This is a genomic window from Pseudomonas sp. SDO5215_S409 (assembly GCF_054071325.1).
In genome coordinates this window covers 1-17188 of record NZ_JBSVWN010000048.1, presented here as the reverse complement: position 1 = coordinate 17188, position 17188 = coordinate 1, and the positions used below count along the sequence as shown (strand labels likewise).

Below are 17188 nucleotides of genomic sequence, written 5' to 3'. Positions count from 1 at the left end.
ATCGGCTTGATCTTCGGTTTCTTCAGCGCGACATCTTGCACCGGCGAATGTCACAGGTGGCCGGGTAGGTCTTGCGCGGGAATGTTGATCAGGAGGCTTTGAGCATCCTTGGCGGCTTTCTGGAAGGTTTGCGGAATGAGGATTTCCAGCTCCTCGAAAAAGTCCCTGTCCACTTGGGCGCGGATGAATCCGAGGATCTCTTCTGTGGTGACCATAACAGCACCCCCTTACAATTCGGTAAGCGGATTTCTACGCCGATTTTATTCGTTATGGAAGGGCGTGCTGTGTGTTTATCCAGTTGTATTGGACAGGCGGTCAGAACGGCACATCCCCCAAAATCGTCGCGCGGTGCATCACGCGGCGTTGCGGGCGGTAGTCGTCCACGGCGTAATGCTGGGTCACGCGGTTGTCCCAGAAGGCGACGTCGTTTTCTTGCCAGCGCCAGCGAATGGTGAATTCGGGGCGGGTGGTGTGGGCGAACAGCAGTTTTAGAATCGCTTCGCTTTCGGCCGGTTCCAGTTCGTTGATTTTGGTGGTGAAGCCGTCGCTGACGAACAGCGATTTGCGCCCGCTCACCGGGTGGGTGCGGATCACCGGGTGGGAGAGCGGCGGGTTTTTCTTGCGGGTTTCTTCCCAGCGGGCCAGGTCTTGGGCGGTGTTGCCGAAGCGTTCCAGTGGGAAGGATTTGGTGAAGTCGTGGGTGGCGGTCAGGCCGTCGAGCAGGCGTTTGAACGGTTCGGACAAGGCCTCATAGGCCGCGATCCCGCTGGCCCACAGTGTGTCGCCGCCGAACGCCGGCAGCTGTTTGGCGCTGAGCACGGCGCCCAGCGCCGGGGTGGGCAAAAAGGTCACGTCGGTGTGCCACACGGCGTTGTCGCGCACGTCGGTCACGGCGGTGTCCAAAATCAGCACTTCGGGCTGTTCCGGCACGTTGGGGTAGATGGGGTGGATGTGCAGGTCGCCGAAGTTCGCGGCAAAACGCGCTTGTTGCTGCGGGGTGATCGGCTGGTCGCGAAAGAACAGCACCGAATGCGTGAGCAGCGCCTGTTCGATGGCGTCGCGGTGCTCGCTGGGCAGCGGTTGGGCAATGTCGACGCCACTGATCAGGGCGCCCAGGGCGGTGCTTAATGGCGTAACGGTCAGGCGGCTCATGCGATTCTCGAAGGTGGTGTGCTTAGTGTGCCTGGCCATGCCAGGGCACCAGTTTGCGTTGCAGGGCGCGCAGGCCCATTTCCATGGCGAAAGCGATCAGGGCGATGACCAGGATCCCCAGTACCACCACGTCGGTGACCAGAAACTGCGCCGCCGACTGCACCATGAAGCCCAGCCCGCTGGTGGCGGCGATCAGTTCGGCGGCCACCAGTGTGGACCAGCCGACACCCAGGCCGATGCGCACCCCGGTGAGGATGTCGGGCAGGGAGCTGGGCAGGATCACATGGCGAATCAGTTGGGCCCGTGTTGCCCCCAGCGACTGCGCGGCGCGCAGTTTGGCCGGGTCGACGGTGCGCACGCCGGTTGCCGTGGCAATGGCGATGGGCGCGAAGATGGCCAGGTAAATCAGCAGCACCTTGGACAGCTCGCCAATGCCGCACCAGATCACGATCAGCGGCAGGTACGCCAGCGGCGGAATCGGCCGGTAGAACTCGATCAGCGGGTCGAGAATGCCCCGGGCCACTCGGTTGGAGCCGATGGCGATGCCCACCGGCACGGCGGTGAGCACGGCAAAACCCAGGCCCAGGCCGATTCGGCCCAGGCTCGACGCCAAATGCTGCCACAGGGTGGAGTCCATGTAGCCGGTGGTCGCCAGCAGCCAGCCTTTTTGCAGCACGGCGCCGGGCGATGGCAAAAACAACGGTTCGATCCAGCCCGCCGCGGTCACGGCCCACCAGATGGCCAGCAAGGCCAACAGGGTCAGCACGCTGATCCAGCGGGTGCTCAGGCTGCGGCGCGCAGGTTTCAGCGGGTGTGTCACCGGCTGGGTGGCGGTGGCGGGTAATTCATAACTGCTCATGCGGACACCTGCCGTTGCGAGAACACTTTGCTCAACACGTGTTCGCGGGTTTCGATAAAGCGCGGGTCGGACTTGATCGCCCGGGCCGATTCACCGGCCGCGTAGCGCAGGCCGAAGTCCAGGTTCAGGCGTTCGACGATCTGGCCCGGGTTGGGCGCCAGCAGGATCAGGTCGGTGGCCAGGAACACGGCTTCTTCGATGTCGTGGGTAATCAGGAACACCGGTTTGGCGGTGCGGCGCCAGACTTGCAGCAACAGCTCCTGCATCTGTTCGCGGGTAAAGGCATCGAGGGCGCCGAAGGGTTCGTCCATCAGCAATAAACGTGGGTCGGCCGCCAGCGCGCGGGCCAGGCCCACCCGTTGTTTCTGGCCGCCGGACAGCTGCCAGATGCGGCGGTTGTCAAAGCCTGCCAGGTCCACCAGCGCAAGCATTTCGCGGGCGCGGATTTCCCGTTGGGCCTTGGGCACGCCGGCCAGTTCCAGGCCGAAGCCGACGTTGGCCAGCACATCTTGCCAGGGCAACAGGGCGTCGTCCTGGAACACCACGCCGCGTTCGGCGCCCGGGCCTTTGACGGGCACGCCGTCCAGGGTGATGCGCCCGGCGCTGGGTTCGACGAAACCGGCAATCAGGTTCAACAGCGAAGTCTTGCCACTGCCGGACGGGCCGAGGGCCACCAGCAATTGCTGGGGCCCCAGGTTCAAGGATATGTCGGACAGTACCGGTTCTGCGGCGCCTGGGTACTGTGCGCTGATGCGCTCCAGTTGTAGCAAGGCCATCGCGGTTAACTCCTGATCAGTTTTTGACGAATTTGGCGCTGACGTACGGGGCGTAGTCCGGCAGCAGGGCATCGACCTTGCCTTGCTCCTTCAGGAACTTGGCGGTGTCGGTGATGGCCGTGATGGTGGGCGCACCGAGCAGGGTGGCCTGGTCGGCGGCCAGCGGGTACACGTTGCCTTGCAGCAGGGCCGGGATGTCAGTGGCCTTGGCACCGGACAGCTTCACGAGTTTGTCGACGTTGCTGGTGTTGGCCAGCCAGGCTTGTGGGTCTTTGCGGTAGGCGGCGTAGGCATCCAGGGTGACTTTGGCGAACGCGCTGACGATCTCCGGGTGTTTTTCGGCGAAGTCTTTACGCACGATCCACGCATCGAAGGTCGGCGCGCCGAGCTTGGCCAGCTCGCCCGAGTCGATCAGCACTTTGCCGTTTTCCTTGGCCACGCCCAGCGCCGGGTCCCAGACGTAGGTGGCGTCGATGTCATTACGCTTCCAGGCGGCAACGATGGCCGGTGGCGCGAGGTTGAGGATGGTGACTTTGGACGGGTCGATGTTCCAGTGCTTGAGCGCGGCCAGCAGGCTGTAGTGGCCGGTGGACGCGAACGGCACGCCGATTTTCTTGCCGATCAGGTCTTGTGGGCTGTTGATGCCGGCGCCATTGCGCGCAACCAGGGCTTCGGCGCCGCCGATCTGGGTGGCGACCAGGAAGGTTTCCACCGGCACGTTGCGCGAGATGGCGGCGGTGAGCGGGCTGGACCCGAGGTAGCCGATCTGCACGTCGCCGGAGGCGATGGCGCCGATGATGTCGACGCCGTTATCGAATTTGCGCCAGTTGATTTTGGCGTTGGTGGCTTTTTCGTACGCGCCGTCGGCCTGGGCGACTTTGGCCGGGTCTACGGTGGTCTGGTAGGCGACGGTAAAATCGGCGGCCTGGGCAAACAGGCTGGCACCGGCCAGGGACAACGCTGCCAAGAGGCGTAGGGGAAAGTGCAGTTTCAAAGGGAAGTTCCTCAATAAGGCGCGCGAGTGTCGGCGTATGAGGAGACTAAATGATCTAAGAATCAGAAAATAAATAACATTTTTGAATTAGCTTATGAGGGGAAGAGCGTTGCGCGGTGATCGTTCCCACACGGCGCGTGGGAACGATCCTCCTGGGCTCAGTTACTGATGGCCAGGATGCTGGCCTGGTACGAACCGACGAACACGTCGAAGTCGCCCACTTCGTTCTGCTCAAGCTCAGCCTGTTGGGCCAGGGAGTTGCGCGCCAGGGTTTCAAAGTGCGCTTGTTCCTCGGGCGCCAGCGGCTCTTTGCGGAAGAATTCGGCGTGCACCTGGCTCTGGTGCAAGGAGAACTGCGCAAAGCTTTCCTTGCGCTGGGTCATCGCAGCCAGCACCTGGGCCGATGGCGTCAGCGACGGGTCTTGCACCTTGGCCAGTTGCGCGTCCAGCGAATGGCTGTGTTCCTGGGTGTTCAGGCTCTGGTCCAGCAGGGCGGCCAGGGGTGCGATCTGTTCGAGCAACTGCGCGGCCCACTCTTTCATGTCCACCGGCTGGCCTCGGCGCTGCAATTGCAGGCCCGGACGGCGACCTTCCTTGACCACGCTCAGGAAGTTGGACGTGGCGTTGCCGCATTCGTTGTTTTCAAACAGCGGGCTGTCGTTCAGGGCGCAGAACAGCAGGAACGCGTCGAGAAAACGCGAGGCTTGCAGGTCGATGCCCATGGGCAGGAACGGGTTGATGTCCAGGCAGCGCACTTCGATGTACTGGATGCCACGGGCCATCAGGGCCTGGATCGGCCGCTCGCCGGTGTAGGTCACACGCTTGGGGCGGATGTTGGAGTAGTACTCGTTTTCGATCTGCAGGATGTTGGTGTTGAGCTGTACCCATTCACCGTCCTTGTGCGTGCCGACTTCGACGTAAGGCGCGTAGGGCGTTGCCACCGCTTCGCGCAGGCTGTCGGTGTAGCTGTTCAGGTCGTTGTAGCAAGGGGTGAGGCCGGCCTGGGCGTTGCTCTGATACCCGAGGTCGCTCATGCGCAGGCTGGTGGCATACGGCAGGTACAGGGTGTCGGCGTCGAACTGTTCCAGCTGATGGGCGCGACCGCGCAGGAAGCCCGCGTCCAGGGCCGGTGAGGCACCGAACAGGTACATCAGCAGCCAGCTGTAGCGGCGGAAGTTGCGGATAAGGGCGATGTAGGCCGTGGACTGGAAGTCCCGGTCGGTGCCCACGAAACCTTCGGCGTCCTTGAGCAGCGGCCAGAGCTTTTCCGGCAGGGAAAAGTTGTAGTGGATCCCGGCGATGCATTGCATGGTCTTGCCGTAACGCAGGGCCAGGCCCTTGCGATACACGTACTTGAGCTGTCCGATGTTGGAGGTGCCGTAGTAGGCAATCGGAATATCTTCCTCGGCCGGCAACGGGCACGGCATCGAGGGGCTCCACAGGTACTCGCTGCCGAGTTTGCTGTAGGCAAAGCGATGGATCTTGTCGAGGCTGCTCAGGGTGTCTGCCGGGTTGGGCAGCGCTGGGGTGATGAACTCCAGCAGCGACTCCGAGTAGTCGGTGGTGATCTGTTCGTGGGTCAGCGCAGCGCCCAGGGTTTCGGGGTGCGGCGTTTGCGCCAGGCGGCCTTCACCGGTAACGCGCAGGCATTCACGCTCGATGCCGTGCAGGCATTGCTCGAGCAAAGAGAGGTGTTCGTGCTTGCCGAGCAGGGCCAGGCGGCGGTTGAGAAGTTCGCTCAAGTTGGATTCCTTCACGCGTCAGTCGCCCCAATATGGGGGTGGGCAGGACGGTCTACAAGGGTGAAGTTGAAACTGGCGTGATCGCCTGGTTTTAGGGCCGGTGTGGCCCGTTCAGAAAGTGCCGACTTCAGTCCTTGAATCTGGCTATCGGGAGGGAAGAAACTTCCGACGCCGCTTTCGCAGCGCCGAAATTAACTCAAATAGATGACAGGGAGCTACAGGATCGCGAAGGTGCCTTGTGCTTTTGCGACCAGTTTCTGCTCCTGGACCACGTCGGCTTCTACCACCAACGTGCGCCGGCCCGCGTGAATGACGCGGGCCGTGCACAGCACATCGCCATCGGACACGGCGCGGATGTAGTTGATCTTGCACTCGATGGTCGCGCTCTGCTGGTCGAACCCATGGGCGCTGGAACAGGCCAGCCCCATCGTGATGTCCACCAGGCTGAAGATCGCCCCGCCATGGAGCTTGCCCGCGCGGTTGCGCAGTTGCGGCTCCAGGGTGAGGGCCACCTCGGCAACGCCCTCGTCCAGGCGTTGCAGGCGGCAGCCGATCAGCTCGCTGAAGGCGCTCTGGGTCAAGCTGGCCGGAACGTCCATCAACGTTTCTTCAGCTGTTTGGCGTTGGCGAACAGCGACGCCATCGCGTTGTTGGCGGCTGCCGGTGCGGCGGTTTCCTTGCGCGGTGCGCTGCCTTGGGACTGGCGCGGCGCCGAGCCCGGGCGGGCGCCACGGGCCCCGTCGATTTTCTCGCCGGGGGTGTCGCTCATGCGCATCGACAGGCCCACGCGTTTACGCGGGATGTCGACTTCCATGACCTTGACCTTGACCACGTCACCGGCTTTCACCGCTTCACGCGGGTCCTTGATGAACTTCTCCGAAAGTGCAGAGATGTGCACCAAACCGTCCTGATGCACGCCGATATCCACAAAAGCGCCAAAGTTGGTCACGTTGGTCACCACGCCTTCGAGGATCATGCCCGGTTGCAGGTCCTTGAGGTCTTCGACGCCTTCCTGGAACTCGGCGGTCTTGAACTCGGGACGCGGGTCGCGGCCCGGTTTTTCCAGCTCTTGCAGGATGTCGGTGATGGTGGGCACGCCGAAGGTTTCGTCGGTGTACTTTTTCGGGTCCAGGCGCTTGAGGAAGGTGGCGTCGCCGATCAGCGAGCGGATGTCGCGGTCGGTTTCAGCGGCGATGCGCTGCACCAGCGGGTAGGCTTCCGGGTGCACGGCGGAGGCGTCCAGCGGGTTGTCACCGTTCATGACGCGTAGGAAACCAGCGGATTGCTCGAAGGTTTTCTCGCCCAGGCGCGGTACTTTTTTCAGCGCGGCGCGGGTTTTGAACGCGCCGTTTTCATCGCGGTGGGTGACGATGTTCTGCGCCAGGGTGGTGTTCAGGCCCGAGATACGCGCCAGCAGGGCGACGGAGGCGGTGTTCACGTCCACGCCCACGGCGTTCACGCAGTCTTCCACCACCGCATCCAGGCCGCGCGCCAGTTTGAGCTGCGACACGTCGTGCTGGTACTGGCCGACGCCGATGGATTTCGGGTCGATCTTCACCAGTTCCGCCAGCGGGTCTTGCAGGCGACGGGCGATGGACACGGCGCCCCGGATCGACACGTCGAGGTCCGGGAATTCCTTGGACGCCAGCTCCGAGGCCGAGTACACCGAAGCGCCCGCCTCGGACACCATGACCTTGGTCAACTGCATGCCCGGGTATTTTTTGATCAGTTCTTGAGCCAGCTTGTCGGTTTCCCGGCTGGCGGTGCCGTTGCCGATGGCGATCAGGTCCACCGAGTGCTTGGCGCACAGGGCGGCGAGGATGGCCAGGGTCTGGTCCCACTTGTTGTGCGGCACGTGGGGGTACACGGTGGCGTGGTCCAGCAGTTTGCCGGTGGCGTCCACCACGGCGACCTTGCAGCCGGTGCGCAGGCCCGGGTCCAGGCCCAGTGTGGCCCGCGGGCCCGCCGGGGCGGCCAGCAGCAGATCGTGCAGGTTGTGGGCGAACACGTTGATGGCTTCGGTTTCGGCGCCGTCGCGCAACTCGCCCAGCAGGTCGGTTTCCAGGTGGGTGTAGAGCTTGACCTTCCAGGTCCAGCGCACGACTTCACCGAGCCACTTGTCCGCAGGACGATTCTGATTCTGGATGCCGAATTGTTGACCGATCATGCCTTCGCACGGGTGCATGGTGCCCGGCAGCTCGTCGCCGACCTTAAGTGCGGAACTGAGAATACCTTCGTTGCGGCCACGGAAAATGGCCAGCGCACGGTGGGACGGCATGCTCTTGAGCGGTTCGTCGTGCTCGAAGTAGTCGCGGAACTTGGCGCCTTCCTCTTCTTTGCCGGCGATGACACGGGCACTGAGGGTGGCTTCCTGCTTGAGGTAGGTGCGCAGTTTTTCCAGCAGGTTGGCGTCTTCGGCGAAGCGCTCCATGAGGATGTACTTGGCGCCTTCCAGGGCCGCCTTGACGTCGGCCACGCCTTTTTCGGCGTTGACGAAGCGGGCGGCTTCGCTGTCCGGGGTCAACGACGGGTCGTTGAACAGGCCGTCGGCCAGGTCCCCCAGGCCCGCCTCCAGGGCGATCTGGCCCTTGGTGCGGCGCTTTTGCTTGTACGGCAGGTAGAGGTCTTCGAGGCGGGTCTTGGTGTCGGCCAGCTTGATGTCGCGCTCAAGGGCCGGGGTCAACTTGCCCTGCTCCTGGATGCTGGCGAGGATGCTGGTCCGCCGTTCGTCGAGTTCTCGCAGGTAGCGCAGGCGCTCTTCCAGATGACGCAATTGCGTGTCGTCGAGGCTGCCGGTCACTTCTTTCCGGTAACGGGCGATGAAGGGCACCGTGGAGCCTTCATCCAATAGCGCGACGGCCGCTTCGACCTGTTGCGGGCGTACACCGAGTTCTTCGGCGATGCGGCTGTTGATGCTGTCCATAAAACCACCTGAAATTCTTGAAAGCAGCTCGCAGGCCCGGAAAACAAGGCCCTGTGAGGTTGGTTGAGCGGCCCGTGGGGCGCCGTTGCCTGGGTCAAGAGGCAGCCTGTTGACCCTCGAAACATAAAAAATCGCGACAAGCGGGTAAAAAAATCCCCGGCAGCAAACGGTAACGAACTGACGTTGCCCTGCACAAAGGCGCCGCATTATAACCAGCGTTCCGCGGTTGAGGGCACTGCGCCAAAGGTGACAGGGCGTGAGGTTGCTGGCGGTATAGGAAAAATCTGCTAACAATGCACACGGTGCGTATAACGGCACCTAAGCCATAATGCGCGCCGAGATAAGAGGAGCATCCAATGAGCAGCACTGTACAAACTGCTGAAGGCGAAAAAATTCTCATCGTTGATGACGATCCAGGGCTGAGCAGCCTGCTGGAGCGGTTCTTCAACTCCAAGGGCTACCGTGCACGCGCGGTGCCCAACACCGAACAGATGGACCGCCTGCTGGGACGCGAAGTGTTCAACCTGGTGGTGCTCGACCTGATGCTGCCCGGCGAAGACGGCCTGACCGCCTGCAAACGCCTGCGCAACGCGAACAACCAGATCCCCATCATCATGCTGACCGCCAAGGGCGACGAGCTGAGCCGCATCAAGGGCCTGGAACTGGGCGCCGACGATTACCTGGCCAAGCCGTTCAACCCTGACGAGCTGATGGCACGGGTCAAAGCCGTCTTGCGTCGCCAGTCTGCCCCGGTGCCGGGCGCCCCAGGCAGCGAAGACGAAAGCGTGACCTTTGGTGACTACGAGCTGTCGCTGGCCACCCGTGAGCTCAAGCGTGGCGAAGAAGTGCACATGCTCACCACCGGCGAATTCGCCGTGCTCAAGGCGCTGGTGATGAACGCCCGCCAGCCGCTGACCCGCGACAAGCTGATGAACCTGGCCCGTGGTCGCGAGTGGGACGCGTTGGAGCGCTCCATCGACGTGCAGATCTCCCGTCTGCGTCGCATGATCGAGCCGGATCCGTCCAAGCCGCGTTATATCCAGACGGTGTGGGGTGTGGGTTACGTGTTCGTGCCGGACGGCAATGCCAAGTAACCCCCGTTTTGCAGGGACGGGCGCTCCGGTGCCAGGCTCGACACGAGCCGGCCGGTTGCCCGGATTCTGCGATTGTGCGAGCGTCGCTCGCGCCTGCAAGGTGTCTAGCTGTCTCCTATGAAAACCCCGCTGTGGTTCCCGCAAAGTTTCTTCTCCCGCACCCTTTGGCTGGTGCTGATCGTCGTACTGTTTTCCAAGGCGCTGACACTGGTTTATCTGCTGATGAACGAAGACGTGCTGGTGGACCGCCAGTACAGCCACGGCGTGGCCCTGACATTACGGGCCTACTGGGCCGCCGACCCCGAGAACCGCGAGAAAATCGCCAAGGCCGCCACCCTGGTGCGCGTGGCGGGTGCCGGGGTGCCCGAAGGCGAGCAACATTGGCCCTACAGTGAGATTTACCAACGCCAGATGCAGGCCGAACTGGGTGAAGACACCGAGGTGCGGCTGCGCATGCACGTCTCCCCCGCGCTGTGGGTGCGAGCGCCGAGCCTGGGTGAAGACTGGCTGAAAGTGCCGCTGTATCCGCACCCGTTGCGCGGGCAGAAAATCTGGAACGTGTTGGGGTGGTTCCTGGCCATCGGGCTCTTGTCCACCGCGTCGGCGTGGATTTTTGTGCGCCAGCTCAATCAGCCGCTGAAACGCCTGGTGTTTGCCGCTCGGCAACTGGGGCAGGGCCGTAGCGTGCGCCTACCCATCAGCGACACACCCAGTGAAATGACCGAGGTATACGGCGCGTTTAACCAGATGGCTGAAGATGTCGAACAGGCCGGTCGTGAGCGCGAGTTGATGCTGGCGGGCGTGTCCCATGACTTGCGCACCCCGCTGACGCGCTTGCGGTTGTCCCTGGAGTTGATGGGCGACCACACCGACCTGACGGACGACATGGTGCGCGATATCGAGGACATGGACGCGATTCTCGACCAGTTCCTGGCCTTCATCCGCGACGGGCGTGACGAGGTGGTGGAAGAGGTTGACCTGACCGAGTTGGTGCGTGAGGTGGTGGCGCCGTACAACCAGAAGGACGAGCAGGTGCGCATGCGCCTGGAGCCGATCCAGCCGTTTGCATTGCGCCGGGTTTCCATGAAGCGCCTGCTCAACAACCTGATCGGCAATGCCCTGCATCACGCAGGTTCCGATGTGGAAGTGGCGGCGTATGTGTCGGGCGACACCAGCGCGCCTTATGTGGTGCTGAGCGTGATGGACCGAGGCGCCGGGATCGACCCGGCGGAACTGGAGGGGATCTTCAACCCCTTCACCCGTGGCGACCGTGCCCGGGGTGGCAAGGGCACCGGGCTGGGCCTGGCGATTGTGCGGCGGATTGCGTCGATGCACGGTGGCAACGTCGAACTGCGCAACCGCGAAGACGGCGGCCTGGAGGCCCGGGTGCGATTGCCGCTGGGCCTGATGCTGCCAAGGGACGCGGTCTAAGAGAGCAGCGAGCGGCAAGCAAGCGCGAGGTCGCCGCTTTTGCTTGCCGCTTGAAGCTTTCCGCTTACCCCTTCCCCTTGGTCCGCGTCATGTTCGGCCCACCATTCTTTTCCAGATGCTGAATGATGATCCCCGCCACATCCTTGCCCGTGGTGGTTTCAATCCCTTCCAGCCCCGGTGACGAGTTCACTTCCATCACCAATGGCCCATGGTTGGAGCGCAGGATATCCACGCCCGCCACGCTCAACCCCATCACCTTCGCCGCCCGCAAGGCGGTCATGCGTTCTTCGGGGGTGATCTTGATCAGGCTGGCGCTGCCGCCTCGATGCAAATTGGAGCGGAACTCGCCCGGGCGCGCCTGGCGCTTCATCGCTGCAATCACTTTGTCGCCCACCACGAAGCAGCGAATATCCGCACCGCCCGCTTCCTTGATGTACTCCTGGACCATGATGTTCTGCTTGAGGCCCATGAACGCCTCGATCACCGATTCTGCCGCCGTGGCGGTTTCGCACAGCACCACGCCAATGCCTTGGGTGCCTTCCAGCACCTTGATCACCAGGGGGGCGCCGTTGACCATCTCGATCAGGTCGGGGATGTCATCGGGCGAGTGCGCAAAGCCGGTCACGGGCAGGCCAATGCCTCGGCGCGACAGCAGTTGCAGCGAGCGCAGTTTGTCCCGCGAGCGGGCGATGGCCACCGATTCGTTGAGGGGAAAGACCCCCATCATTTCAAACTGGCGCAACACGGCGCAGCCGTAAAACGTGACCGACGCACCGATACGCGGAATGACTGCATCGAAGCCTTCCAGCGGTTTGCCGCGGTAATGAATCTGCGGCTTGTGGCTGGCGATGTTCATGTAGGCCCGCAAGGTGTCGACCACCACCATCTCATGGCCGCGTTCGGTTCCGGCTTCGACCAGGCGACGGGTGGAATACAGGCGCGGGTTGCGCGACAGCACAGCGATCTTCATGCAACACCTGTGGCAGAGAGAGTGGACACCGGGAACACCGGCTTGTCTTGAACGTATTTGAGCCCGGGATTGACCACCAACTGGCCATCAATCAGTGCCTTGGAACCGAGCAGCAGGCGGTAACGCATGGACTTGCGGCAAGCCAGGGTGAATTGCACCCGCCACAACCCGTCGCCCAGGGCCAGCGTGGTGCTGATCACATACCGCACCTGGGCCTGGCCGTTGGAGCTTTTAATGGTTTTCATGGCCACCAGCGGCGCTTCGCAGCGGCGGTGACGCAGTTGCACCACGCTGCCCAGGTGCGCGGTGAAGCGCACCCATTTTTCGCCATCGCGCTCAAAAGGCTCGATCTCGGTGGCGTGCAGGCTTGAGGTGCTGGCCCCGGTGTCGATCTTGGCGCGCAGGCCGGCCACTCCCAGGTCGGGAAGGGCCACCCACTCACGCAGACCCACAACGGTCAAATGGTCAAATGTCTTCAATATGGGTAACCGGCAATCAGAAATGTTTCGTAGTCGGCAATGACAGTAGCGCCCCACTGCTCACGGATTGTGACAGCCGCGAGTGGATTTAGGGCCCGGTGCCGATTTCGCGGTATTCACGCAGAATATTCAGCAAATGGCGACAGTTATCTAGGGCTCCCCACAGAAACTGCCCGGCGGCTGACGTATCTTAGGTGAGCCTCCGTATTTATGCGTCGGGGGGCATCGACTGTTAAGTTGCGACGTTTTTCAGAGCGAGGAGTACCCGTGGCTCAAAAGCAGGAAGAAGAAGACAAGGTCCGGTTGGACAAATGGTTGTGGGCGGCGCGCTTCTACAAGACCCGCGCATTGGCCAAGGCGGCCATCGAGAGCGGCAAGGTGCACCACCGTGGCGAGCGCTGCAAGCCTGGCAAGGAGCCGCGCATTGGCGATGAGTTCGAGATTCGGACCGGGTTTGATGAACGCTCCGTGGTGGTTCAGGCGCTGTCTATCGTGCGCCGGGGAGCGCCCGAGGCGCAGACCCTGTATGCCGAAACCGAAGCCAGCATCGCCAAGCGCGAAAACGCCGCCGCCCTGCGCAAGGCCGGGGCGATGGGCCTGAGCACCGACGGCAAACCCAGCAAGAAGCAGCGCCGCGACCTGTTCAAGTTTCGCGGCAGCGGCAACGACGATTAACGATGCGAACCAGGCGTCATGCAGTCGCTCGCATGACGCTCAACCGCCGCAACCCCGGCAGCTTGCCGAGCAGCCCGAACACCGGCCCGGTCGCCCATAGCATCAGCCCGCAAAACCGCGCCGCAAAGGGCGTGTAGTAACCCCAACCCAACGCCAGCAGTGCCAGCAACACGCCGCCGATGTAATCGTCCTGGCCCCAATGTGCCCCGGCCACCAGGCGCGGCATCATGAACAGCAACGCCAGTGCCCAGATCACCACGAACTGCCCGGCACGCTTGGCAAACACACTCATGAACAGCCCCCAGATCCACAGCACCGAGGCGTGATCCCCCGGGAAGCTCTGGCTGGAGCGGTCTTTCAACTCCCAGGTTTTTTCCAGGTCGGGAAAGTAGGTGCTCATGTGAACGGCCCCACTGATCACCATCGAAGGGCTGCTGTGTTGCCAGTCCATCTGGGCCACCAGTTTGGAAAACAACAGGCGGATAAACAGCAGCAACAACAGGATGCCCAGAAAGCCAAAAAACGCCTGGCGCACCTCGACGGCCTTGAATACCCATTCCCCGCGAATGAGCAGCGTCAGCAAAATCACGCCCACCACCGCATCGAACGGTCGCAGGCTGCCCACCGCCCAGACGTGCAACCACACTGTGTGGGTCGCCAGCGGGTCATTGAGACGGTGAAACAACCACTCGTCGAAAACCGTGCAGAGCATCTGGCCTGTCGGCCATAGCCAGAAACACAACAGCCCTACTGCCAGTAAATTGCACAGGGCCCATCGCCCGAGGTTCCACTTGGCTTGGAACAAACCCGGATTGTTCATAAACTGTTTCCTCATTGCTTTAAACCCTTCGATTTCCTGTCGAAAGTCGCACCAAGATGGTGCCAAAGCGCGTAAGTTTATAAACGCTGTCACATTTTTGTCATCCATTCAGATACCCAGACCTATGACTGATTTGCCGGATACCGACTTCTCCCAACGCTTCATCTTCGACGACAGCGACGCCCGTGGCGAACTGGTCGCCCTGGAGCGCAGCTATGCTGAAGTCCTCGCCAAGCACCCCTATCCGGAGCCGGTCGCGCAACTGCTCGGCGAGTTCATGGCTGCCGCCGCGTTGCTGGTGGGCACCATGAAATTCGACGGTTTGCTGATCTTGCAGGCGCGTTCCGAAGGCCCGGTGCCGCTCTTGATGATCGAGTGCTCCAGCGAGCGTGAAATCCGCGGCCTGGCCCGCTACGAAGCGAGTCAAATTGCCGCAGACGCGACCCTCGCCGACCTGATGCCCAACGGCGTGCTGGCCCTGACCGTCGACCCTACCGAAGGCCAGCGCTACCAAGGCATCGTCGACCTGGACGGAGAAACGCTATCGGAGTGTTTCACTAACTATTTCGTGATGTCCCAGCAAGTGAACACACGCTTCTGGCTCAACGCTGACGGCCAACGCGCCCGTGGCCTGCTGGTGCAACAATTGCCGGCCGACCGCATCAAGGACGAAGACGAACGCGACGCCAGCTGGCAGCACATCATCGCCCTGGCCAACACCGTCAAGGCCGAAGAACTGCTGGGCCTGGACAACGAAACCATCCTGCATCGCCTGTACCACGAAGAGGCCGTGCGCCTGTTCGACGAACAGCCGCTGCGTTTCCACTGCAGTTGCTCGCGCGAGCGTTCGGGCAACGCCCTGGTCAGCCTGGGCCTTGAAGATGCGCAAAATCTGGCCGTGGAGCAGGGCGGCACTGTCGAGATCGACTGCCAGTTCTGCAACCAGCGCTACCTGTTCGACGCGGCCGATATCACCCAGTTATTCGCCGGCGCTGGCGTCGACACCCCATCGGGCACCCGCCACTAAAACGTTTAAGCACAGGTAAATCACCTGACAAATGCCGGGGTAGCGCTGTTCTGACCGGAGGGCCCTACTCTTTTTGGGCTTTTCTGGCATAATCCGGCCCACTTTTTTCGCGGTAGTAGTGCGCAACTTTCTACTACAAAACGTTTGGAGCACTCGGCCACAGGCCGACGGGGAACCTCATGACGCAAGCCAATAACACCGTGTACACCGATCTGAGTGTCGACGATCTGGTCAAAGAAGCCCTGAGCCGCGGTGAAGGCGAGCTTGCCGACACCGGCGCGCTGGTCGTGCACACCGGTCACCGTACCGGCCGTTCGCCGGTCGATCGTTTCATCGTTGACGAGCCTTCCACCCAGGCCGCCATTGCCTGGGGCCCCATCAACCGCAAGTTCCCGGCCGACAAGTTCGACGCCCTGTGGGCTCGCGTCGAGGCCTTCAACAACGCGCAAGAACACTTCGTTTCCCACGTTCACGTAGGGGCGGCTGCAGACCACTACCTGGCCGTCAAAATGACCACCCAGACCGCCTGGCAGAACCTGTTCGGCCGTTGCCTGTTCATCAACCCGGCCCAGTACAACCCGGCGGGTCGTGAAGAATGGCAAGTGCTCAACGTGGCCAATTTCGAGTGCGTACCAGAGCGTGACGGCACCCACTCCGACGGTTGCGTGATCCTCAACTTCGCGCAGAAAAAAGTCCTGATCGCCGGCATGCGTTACGCCGGTGAAATGAAGAAAGCCATGTTCTCGGTGCAGAACTTCCTGCTGCCGGCCGCCGACGTGCTGCCGATGCACTGCGCCGCCAACATCGGCGAAGAGGGCGATGTGACCCTGTTCTTCGGCCTGTCGGGCACCGGCAAAACCACCCTGTCCGCTGACGAAAGCCGCTACCTGATCGGCGACGACGAACACGGCTGGGGCGAAGGCGTGGTGTTCAACATCGAAGGCGGTTGCTACGCCAAGTGCATCGATTTGTCCGAGAAAAACGAGCCGGTCATCTGGAAAGCCATCAAACATGGCGCAGTGTTAGAAAATGTCGTGATTGACGGCGCCAAGCACGCCGACTACACCGACGTCAGCCTGACCCAGAACAGCCGCGCCGCTTACCCGCTGGAACACGTTGCCAAACGCTCCGAGAAAAACCTGGGCGGCGAGCCCAACGCGGTGATCTTCCTGACCTGCGACCTGACCGGCGTCCTGCCGCCGGTGTCCATCCTCAACGAAGAACAAGCGGCCTACCACTTCCTGTCTGGCTACACCGCGCTGGTGGGCTCGACCGAAATGGGCTCGGGCGGCGGCATCAAGTCGACCTTCTCCACCTGCTTCGGCGCGCCGTTCTTCCCGCGCCCGGCCGGTGAATACGCTGAGCTGCTGATCAAGCGTATCCGTGGCTTTGGTTCCAAGGTTTACCTGGTCAACACCGGCTGGACCGGCGGTGGCTACGGCGTGGGCAAACGCTTCAACATCCCGACCACCCGCGCGGTGATCGCAGCGATCCAGAGCGGCGCGCTGATCGGTGCTGCAACCGAGCACCTGGACATCGCCAACCTGGACGTGCCACTGGCCGTGCCGGGCGTTGATACCGTGCTGCTGAACCCGCGTAATACCTGGGCTGACAAAGCCGCTTACGACGAAGCGGCGAAGACGCTGGCTGGGTTGTTCATTGAGAACTTCAAGAAGTTTGAAGTGAGCGATGCAATCAAGGCGGCTGGGCCGAAGTTGTAAGGGTCGGTTGGCTGTACGAAAAAGCCGCCCTTAGTGGGCGGCTTTTTTGTGCGCACTCCTCAGGCCGGTGCACCGGTGACGCAGAGCGTCACAGGAGGCATTCCCACGCGGGAGCGTGGGAACGATGGAGCTTCAAGAAGTTTGAGGTGAGCGATGCGATCCAGGCGGCTGTGCCGAAGTTATGCGCGCTGATTTTGTATCACCCCTCACTCGTTCCCACGCTCCCGCGTGGGAACGCAGCCCGGGACGCTCCGCGTCCCGCTCGCAGGCCGGTGCACCGGTGACGCGGAGCGTCACAGGAGGCATTCCCACGCGGGAGCGTGGGAACGATCGAGCGTCAGGAAGTTTGAGGTGAGTGATGCGATCCAGGCGGCTGTGCCGAAGTTGTGCGCGCTGATTTTGTATTACCTCTCACTCGTTCCCACGCTCCCGCGTGGGAACGCAGCCCGGGACGCTCTGCGTCCCGCTCGCAGGCCGGTGCACCGGTGACGCAGAGCGTCACAGGAGGCATTCCCACGCGGGAGC

The 17188-nt window shown here is 62.3% G+C and carries 16 protein-coding genes; 5 read left to right on the top strand and 11 right to left on the bottom strand.

Annotated features, from left to right (window positions below; all coding sequences use genetic code 11):
* Nucleotides 1-50 precede the first annotated feature (50 nt).
* The 8 genes from ACW9H9_RS21655 to ACW9H9_RS21620 all read right to left on the bottom strand — a co-directional run bounded on the left by ACW9H9_RS21655 (nucleotide 51) and on the right by ACW9H9_RS21620 (nucleotide 8446).
* Nucleotides 51-215: a hypothetical protein gene (locus ACW9H9_RS21655; RefSeq protein WP_457344442.1), complete on the bottom strand. Its 165-nt coding sequence runs from the start codon at nucleotides 213-215 to the stop codon at nucleotides 51-53.
* Between the two features lie 100 nt (nucleotides 216-315).
* Complete coding sequence (gene tauD / locus ACW9H9_RS21650) at nucleotides 316-1152, bottom strand: taurine dioxygenase (RefSeq protein ID WP_457344461.1); 837 nt, start codon at nucleotides 1150-1152, stop codon at nucleotides 316-318.
* A gap of 22 nt (nucleotides 1153-1174) precedes the next feature.
* On the bottom strand, nucleotides 1175-2011 hold the full coding sequence (gene tauC / locus ACW9H9_RS21645; RefSeq protein WP_457344443.1) for a taurine ABC transporter permease TauC: 837 nt from the start codon (nucleotides 2009-2011) through the stop codon (nucleotides 1175-1177).
* Entirely contained in the window at nucleotides 2008-2787 is a 780-nt protein-coding gene (gene tauB, locus ACW9H9_RS21640; RefSeq protein ID WP_457344444.1) for a taurine ABC transporter ATP-binding subunit, read from the bottom strand. Before tauB ends, tauC begins: the two co-directional genes overlap by 4 nt.
* 16 nt (nucleotides 2788-2803) lie before the next feature.
* Complete coding sequence (tauA, locus tag ACW9H9_RS21635; protein ID WP_457344445.1) at nucleotides 2804-3781, bottom strand: taurine ABC transporter substrate-binding protein; 978 nt, start codon at nucleotides 3779-3781, stop codon at nucleotides 2804-2806.
* A 158-nt stretch (nucleotides 3782-3939) separates the two neighbouring features.
* Nucleotides 3940-5523: a glutamate--cysteine ligase gene (gshA, locus tag ACW9H9_RS21630; RefSeq protein WP_457344446.1), complete on the bottom strand. Its 1584-nt coding sequence runs from the start codon at nucleotides 5521-5523 to the stop codon at nucleotides 3940-3942.
* A 215-nt stretch (nucleotides 5524-5738) separates the two neighbouring features.
* Nucleotides 5739-6122 (bottom strand): PaaI family thioesterase, encoded by a 384-nt coding sequence (locus tag ACW9H9_RS21625; protein ID WP_457344447.1) that lies wholly within the window; start codon nucleotides 6120-6122, stop codon nucleotides 5739-5741.
* Nucleotides 6122-8446 (bottom strand): Tex family protein, encoded by a 2325-nt coding sequence (locus ACW9H9_RS21620; protein ID WP_457344448.1) that lies wholly within the window; start codon nucleotides 8444-8446, stop codon nucleotides 6122-6124. Before ACW9H9_RS21620 ends, ACW9H9_RS21625 begins: the two co-directional genes overlap by 1 nt.
* Before the next feature lie 356 nt (nucleotides 8447-8802).
* Between ACW9H9_RS21620 and ompR the strand changes: the two genes are divergently transcribed.
* Nucleotides 8803-9540, top strand: coding sequence for an osmolarity response regulator transcription factor OmpR (ompR, locus tag ACW9H9_RS21615; protein WP_457344449.1), 738 nt, complete (start codon nucleotides 8803-8805; stop codon nucleotides 9538-9540).
* A gap of 117 nt (nucleotides 9541-9657) precedes the next feature.
* Complete coding sequence (locus ACW9H9_RS21610) at nucleotides 9658-10971, top strand: ATP-binding protein (RefSeq protein ID WP_457344450.1); 1314 nt, start codon at nucleotides 9658-9660, stop codon at nucleotides 10969-10971.
* A 64-nt stretch (nucleotides 10972-11035) separates the two neighbouring features.
* On the opposite strand, the gene rimK is transcribed toward ACW9H9_RS21610, so the two are convergent.
* Nucleotides 11036-11941: a 30S ribosomal protein S6--L-glutamate ligase gene (gene rimK / locus ACW9H9_RS21605; RefSeq protein WP_457344451.1), complete on the bottom strand. Its 906-nt coding sequence runs from the start codon at nucleotides 11939-11941 to the stop codon at nucleotides 11036-11038.
* A complete protein-coding gene (gene rimB / locus ACW9H9_RS21600) occupies nucleotides 11938-12420 on the bottom strand; it encodes a retropepsin-like aspartic endopeptidase RimB (protein ID WP_457344452.1) in 483 nt (160 codons plus the stop codon). The genes rimK and rimB overlap by 4 nt, the downstream gene beginning before the upstream one ends.
* A gap of 267 nt (nucleotides 12421-12687) precedes the next feature.
* Here rimB and ACW9H9_RS21595 point away from each other — a divergent pair, with 267 nt between their 5' ends.
* Nucleotides 12688-13095, top strand: coding sequence for an RNA-binding S4 domain-containing protein (locus ACW9H9_RS21595; protein ID WP_457344453.1), 408 nt, complete (start codon nucleotides 12688-12690; stop codon nucleotides 13093-13095).
* A gap of 16 nt (nucleotides 13096-13111) precedes the next feature.
* Here ACW9H9_RS21595 and ACW9H9_RS21590 read toward each other — a convergent pair whose 3' ends face one another.
* A complete protein-coding gene (locus ACW9H9_RS21590) occupies nucleotides 13112-13915 on the bottom strand; it encodes a phosphatase PAP2 family protein (RefSeq protein ID WP_457344454.1) in 804 nt (267 codons plus the stop codon).
* Nucleotides 13916-14039: 124 nt separating this feature from the next.
* Between ACW9H9_RS21590 and hslO the strand changes: the two genes are divergently transcribed.
* Entirely contained in the window at nucleotides 14040-14942 is a 903-nt protein-coding gene (hslO, locus tag ACW9H9_RS21585; RefSeq protein WP_457344455.1) for an Hsp33 family molecular chaperone HslO, read from the top strand.
* A 179-nt stretch (nucleotides 14943-15121) separates the two neighbouring features.
* The gene (locus ACW9H9_RS21580; RefSeq protein WP_457344456.1) at nucleotides 15122-16663 is read left to right on the top strand and encodes a phosphoenolpyruvate carboxykinase; all 1542 of its coding nucleotides are present in this window, start codon (nucleotides 15122-15124) and stop codon (nucleotides 16661-16663) included.
* Nucleotides 16664-17188 lie beyond the last annotated feature (525 nt).

Excerpts from the sequence above, each read along its gene's own strand:
- ompR (WP_457344449.1), top strand. The coding sequence starts at position 8,803 with ATGAGCAGCACTGTACAAACTGCTGAAGGCGAAAAAATTCTCATCGTT.
- ACW9H9_RS21620 (WP_457344448.1), bottom strand. The coding sequence starts at position 8,446 with ATGGACAGCATCAACAGCCGCATCGCCGAAGAACTCGGTGTACGCCCG.
- tauB (WP_457344444.1), bottom strand. The coding sequence starts at position 2,787 with ATGGCCTTGCTACAACTGGAGCGCATCAGCGCACAGTACCCAGGCGCC.
- ACW9H9_RS21590 (WP_457344454.1), bottom strand. The coding sequence starts at position 13,915 with ATGAACAATCCGGGTTTGTTCCAAGCCAAGTGGAACCTCGGGCGATGG.
- tauC (WP_457344443.1), bottom strand. The coding sequence starts at position 2,011 with ATGAGCAGTTATGAATTACCCGCCACCGCCACCCAGCCGGTGACACAC.
- ACW9H9_RS21655 (WP_457344442.1), bottom strand. The coding sequence starts at position 215 with ATGGTCACCACAGAAGAGATCCTCGGATTCATCCGCGCCCAAGTGGAC.
- ACW9H9_RS21625 (WP_457344447.1), bottom strand. The coding sequence starts at position 6,122 with ATGGACGTTCCGGCCAGCTTGACCCAGAGCGCCTTCAGCGAGCTGATC.
- ACW9H9_RS21580 (WP_457344456.1), top strand. The coding sequence starts at position 15,122 with ATGACGCAAGCCAATAACACCGTGTACACCGATCTGAGTGTCGACGAT.
- ACW9H9_RS21610 (WP_457344450.1), top strand. The coding sequence starts at position 9,658 with ATGAAAACCCCGCTGTGGTTCCCGCAAAGTTTCTTCTCCCGCACCCTT.
- rimK (WP_457344451.1), bottom strand. The coding sequence starts at position 11,941 with ATGAAGATCGCTGTGCTGTCGCGCAACCCGCGCCTGTATTCCACCCGT.
- tauD (WP_457344461.1), bottom strand. The coding sequence starts at position 1,152 with ATGAGCCGCCTGACCGTTACGCCATTAAGCACCGCCCTGGGCGCCCTG.
- hslO (WP_457344455.1), top strand. The coding sequence starts at position 14,040 with ATGACTGATTTGCCGGATACCGACTTCTCCCAACGCTTCATCTTCGAC.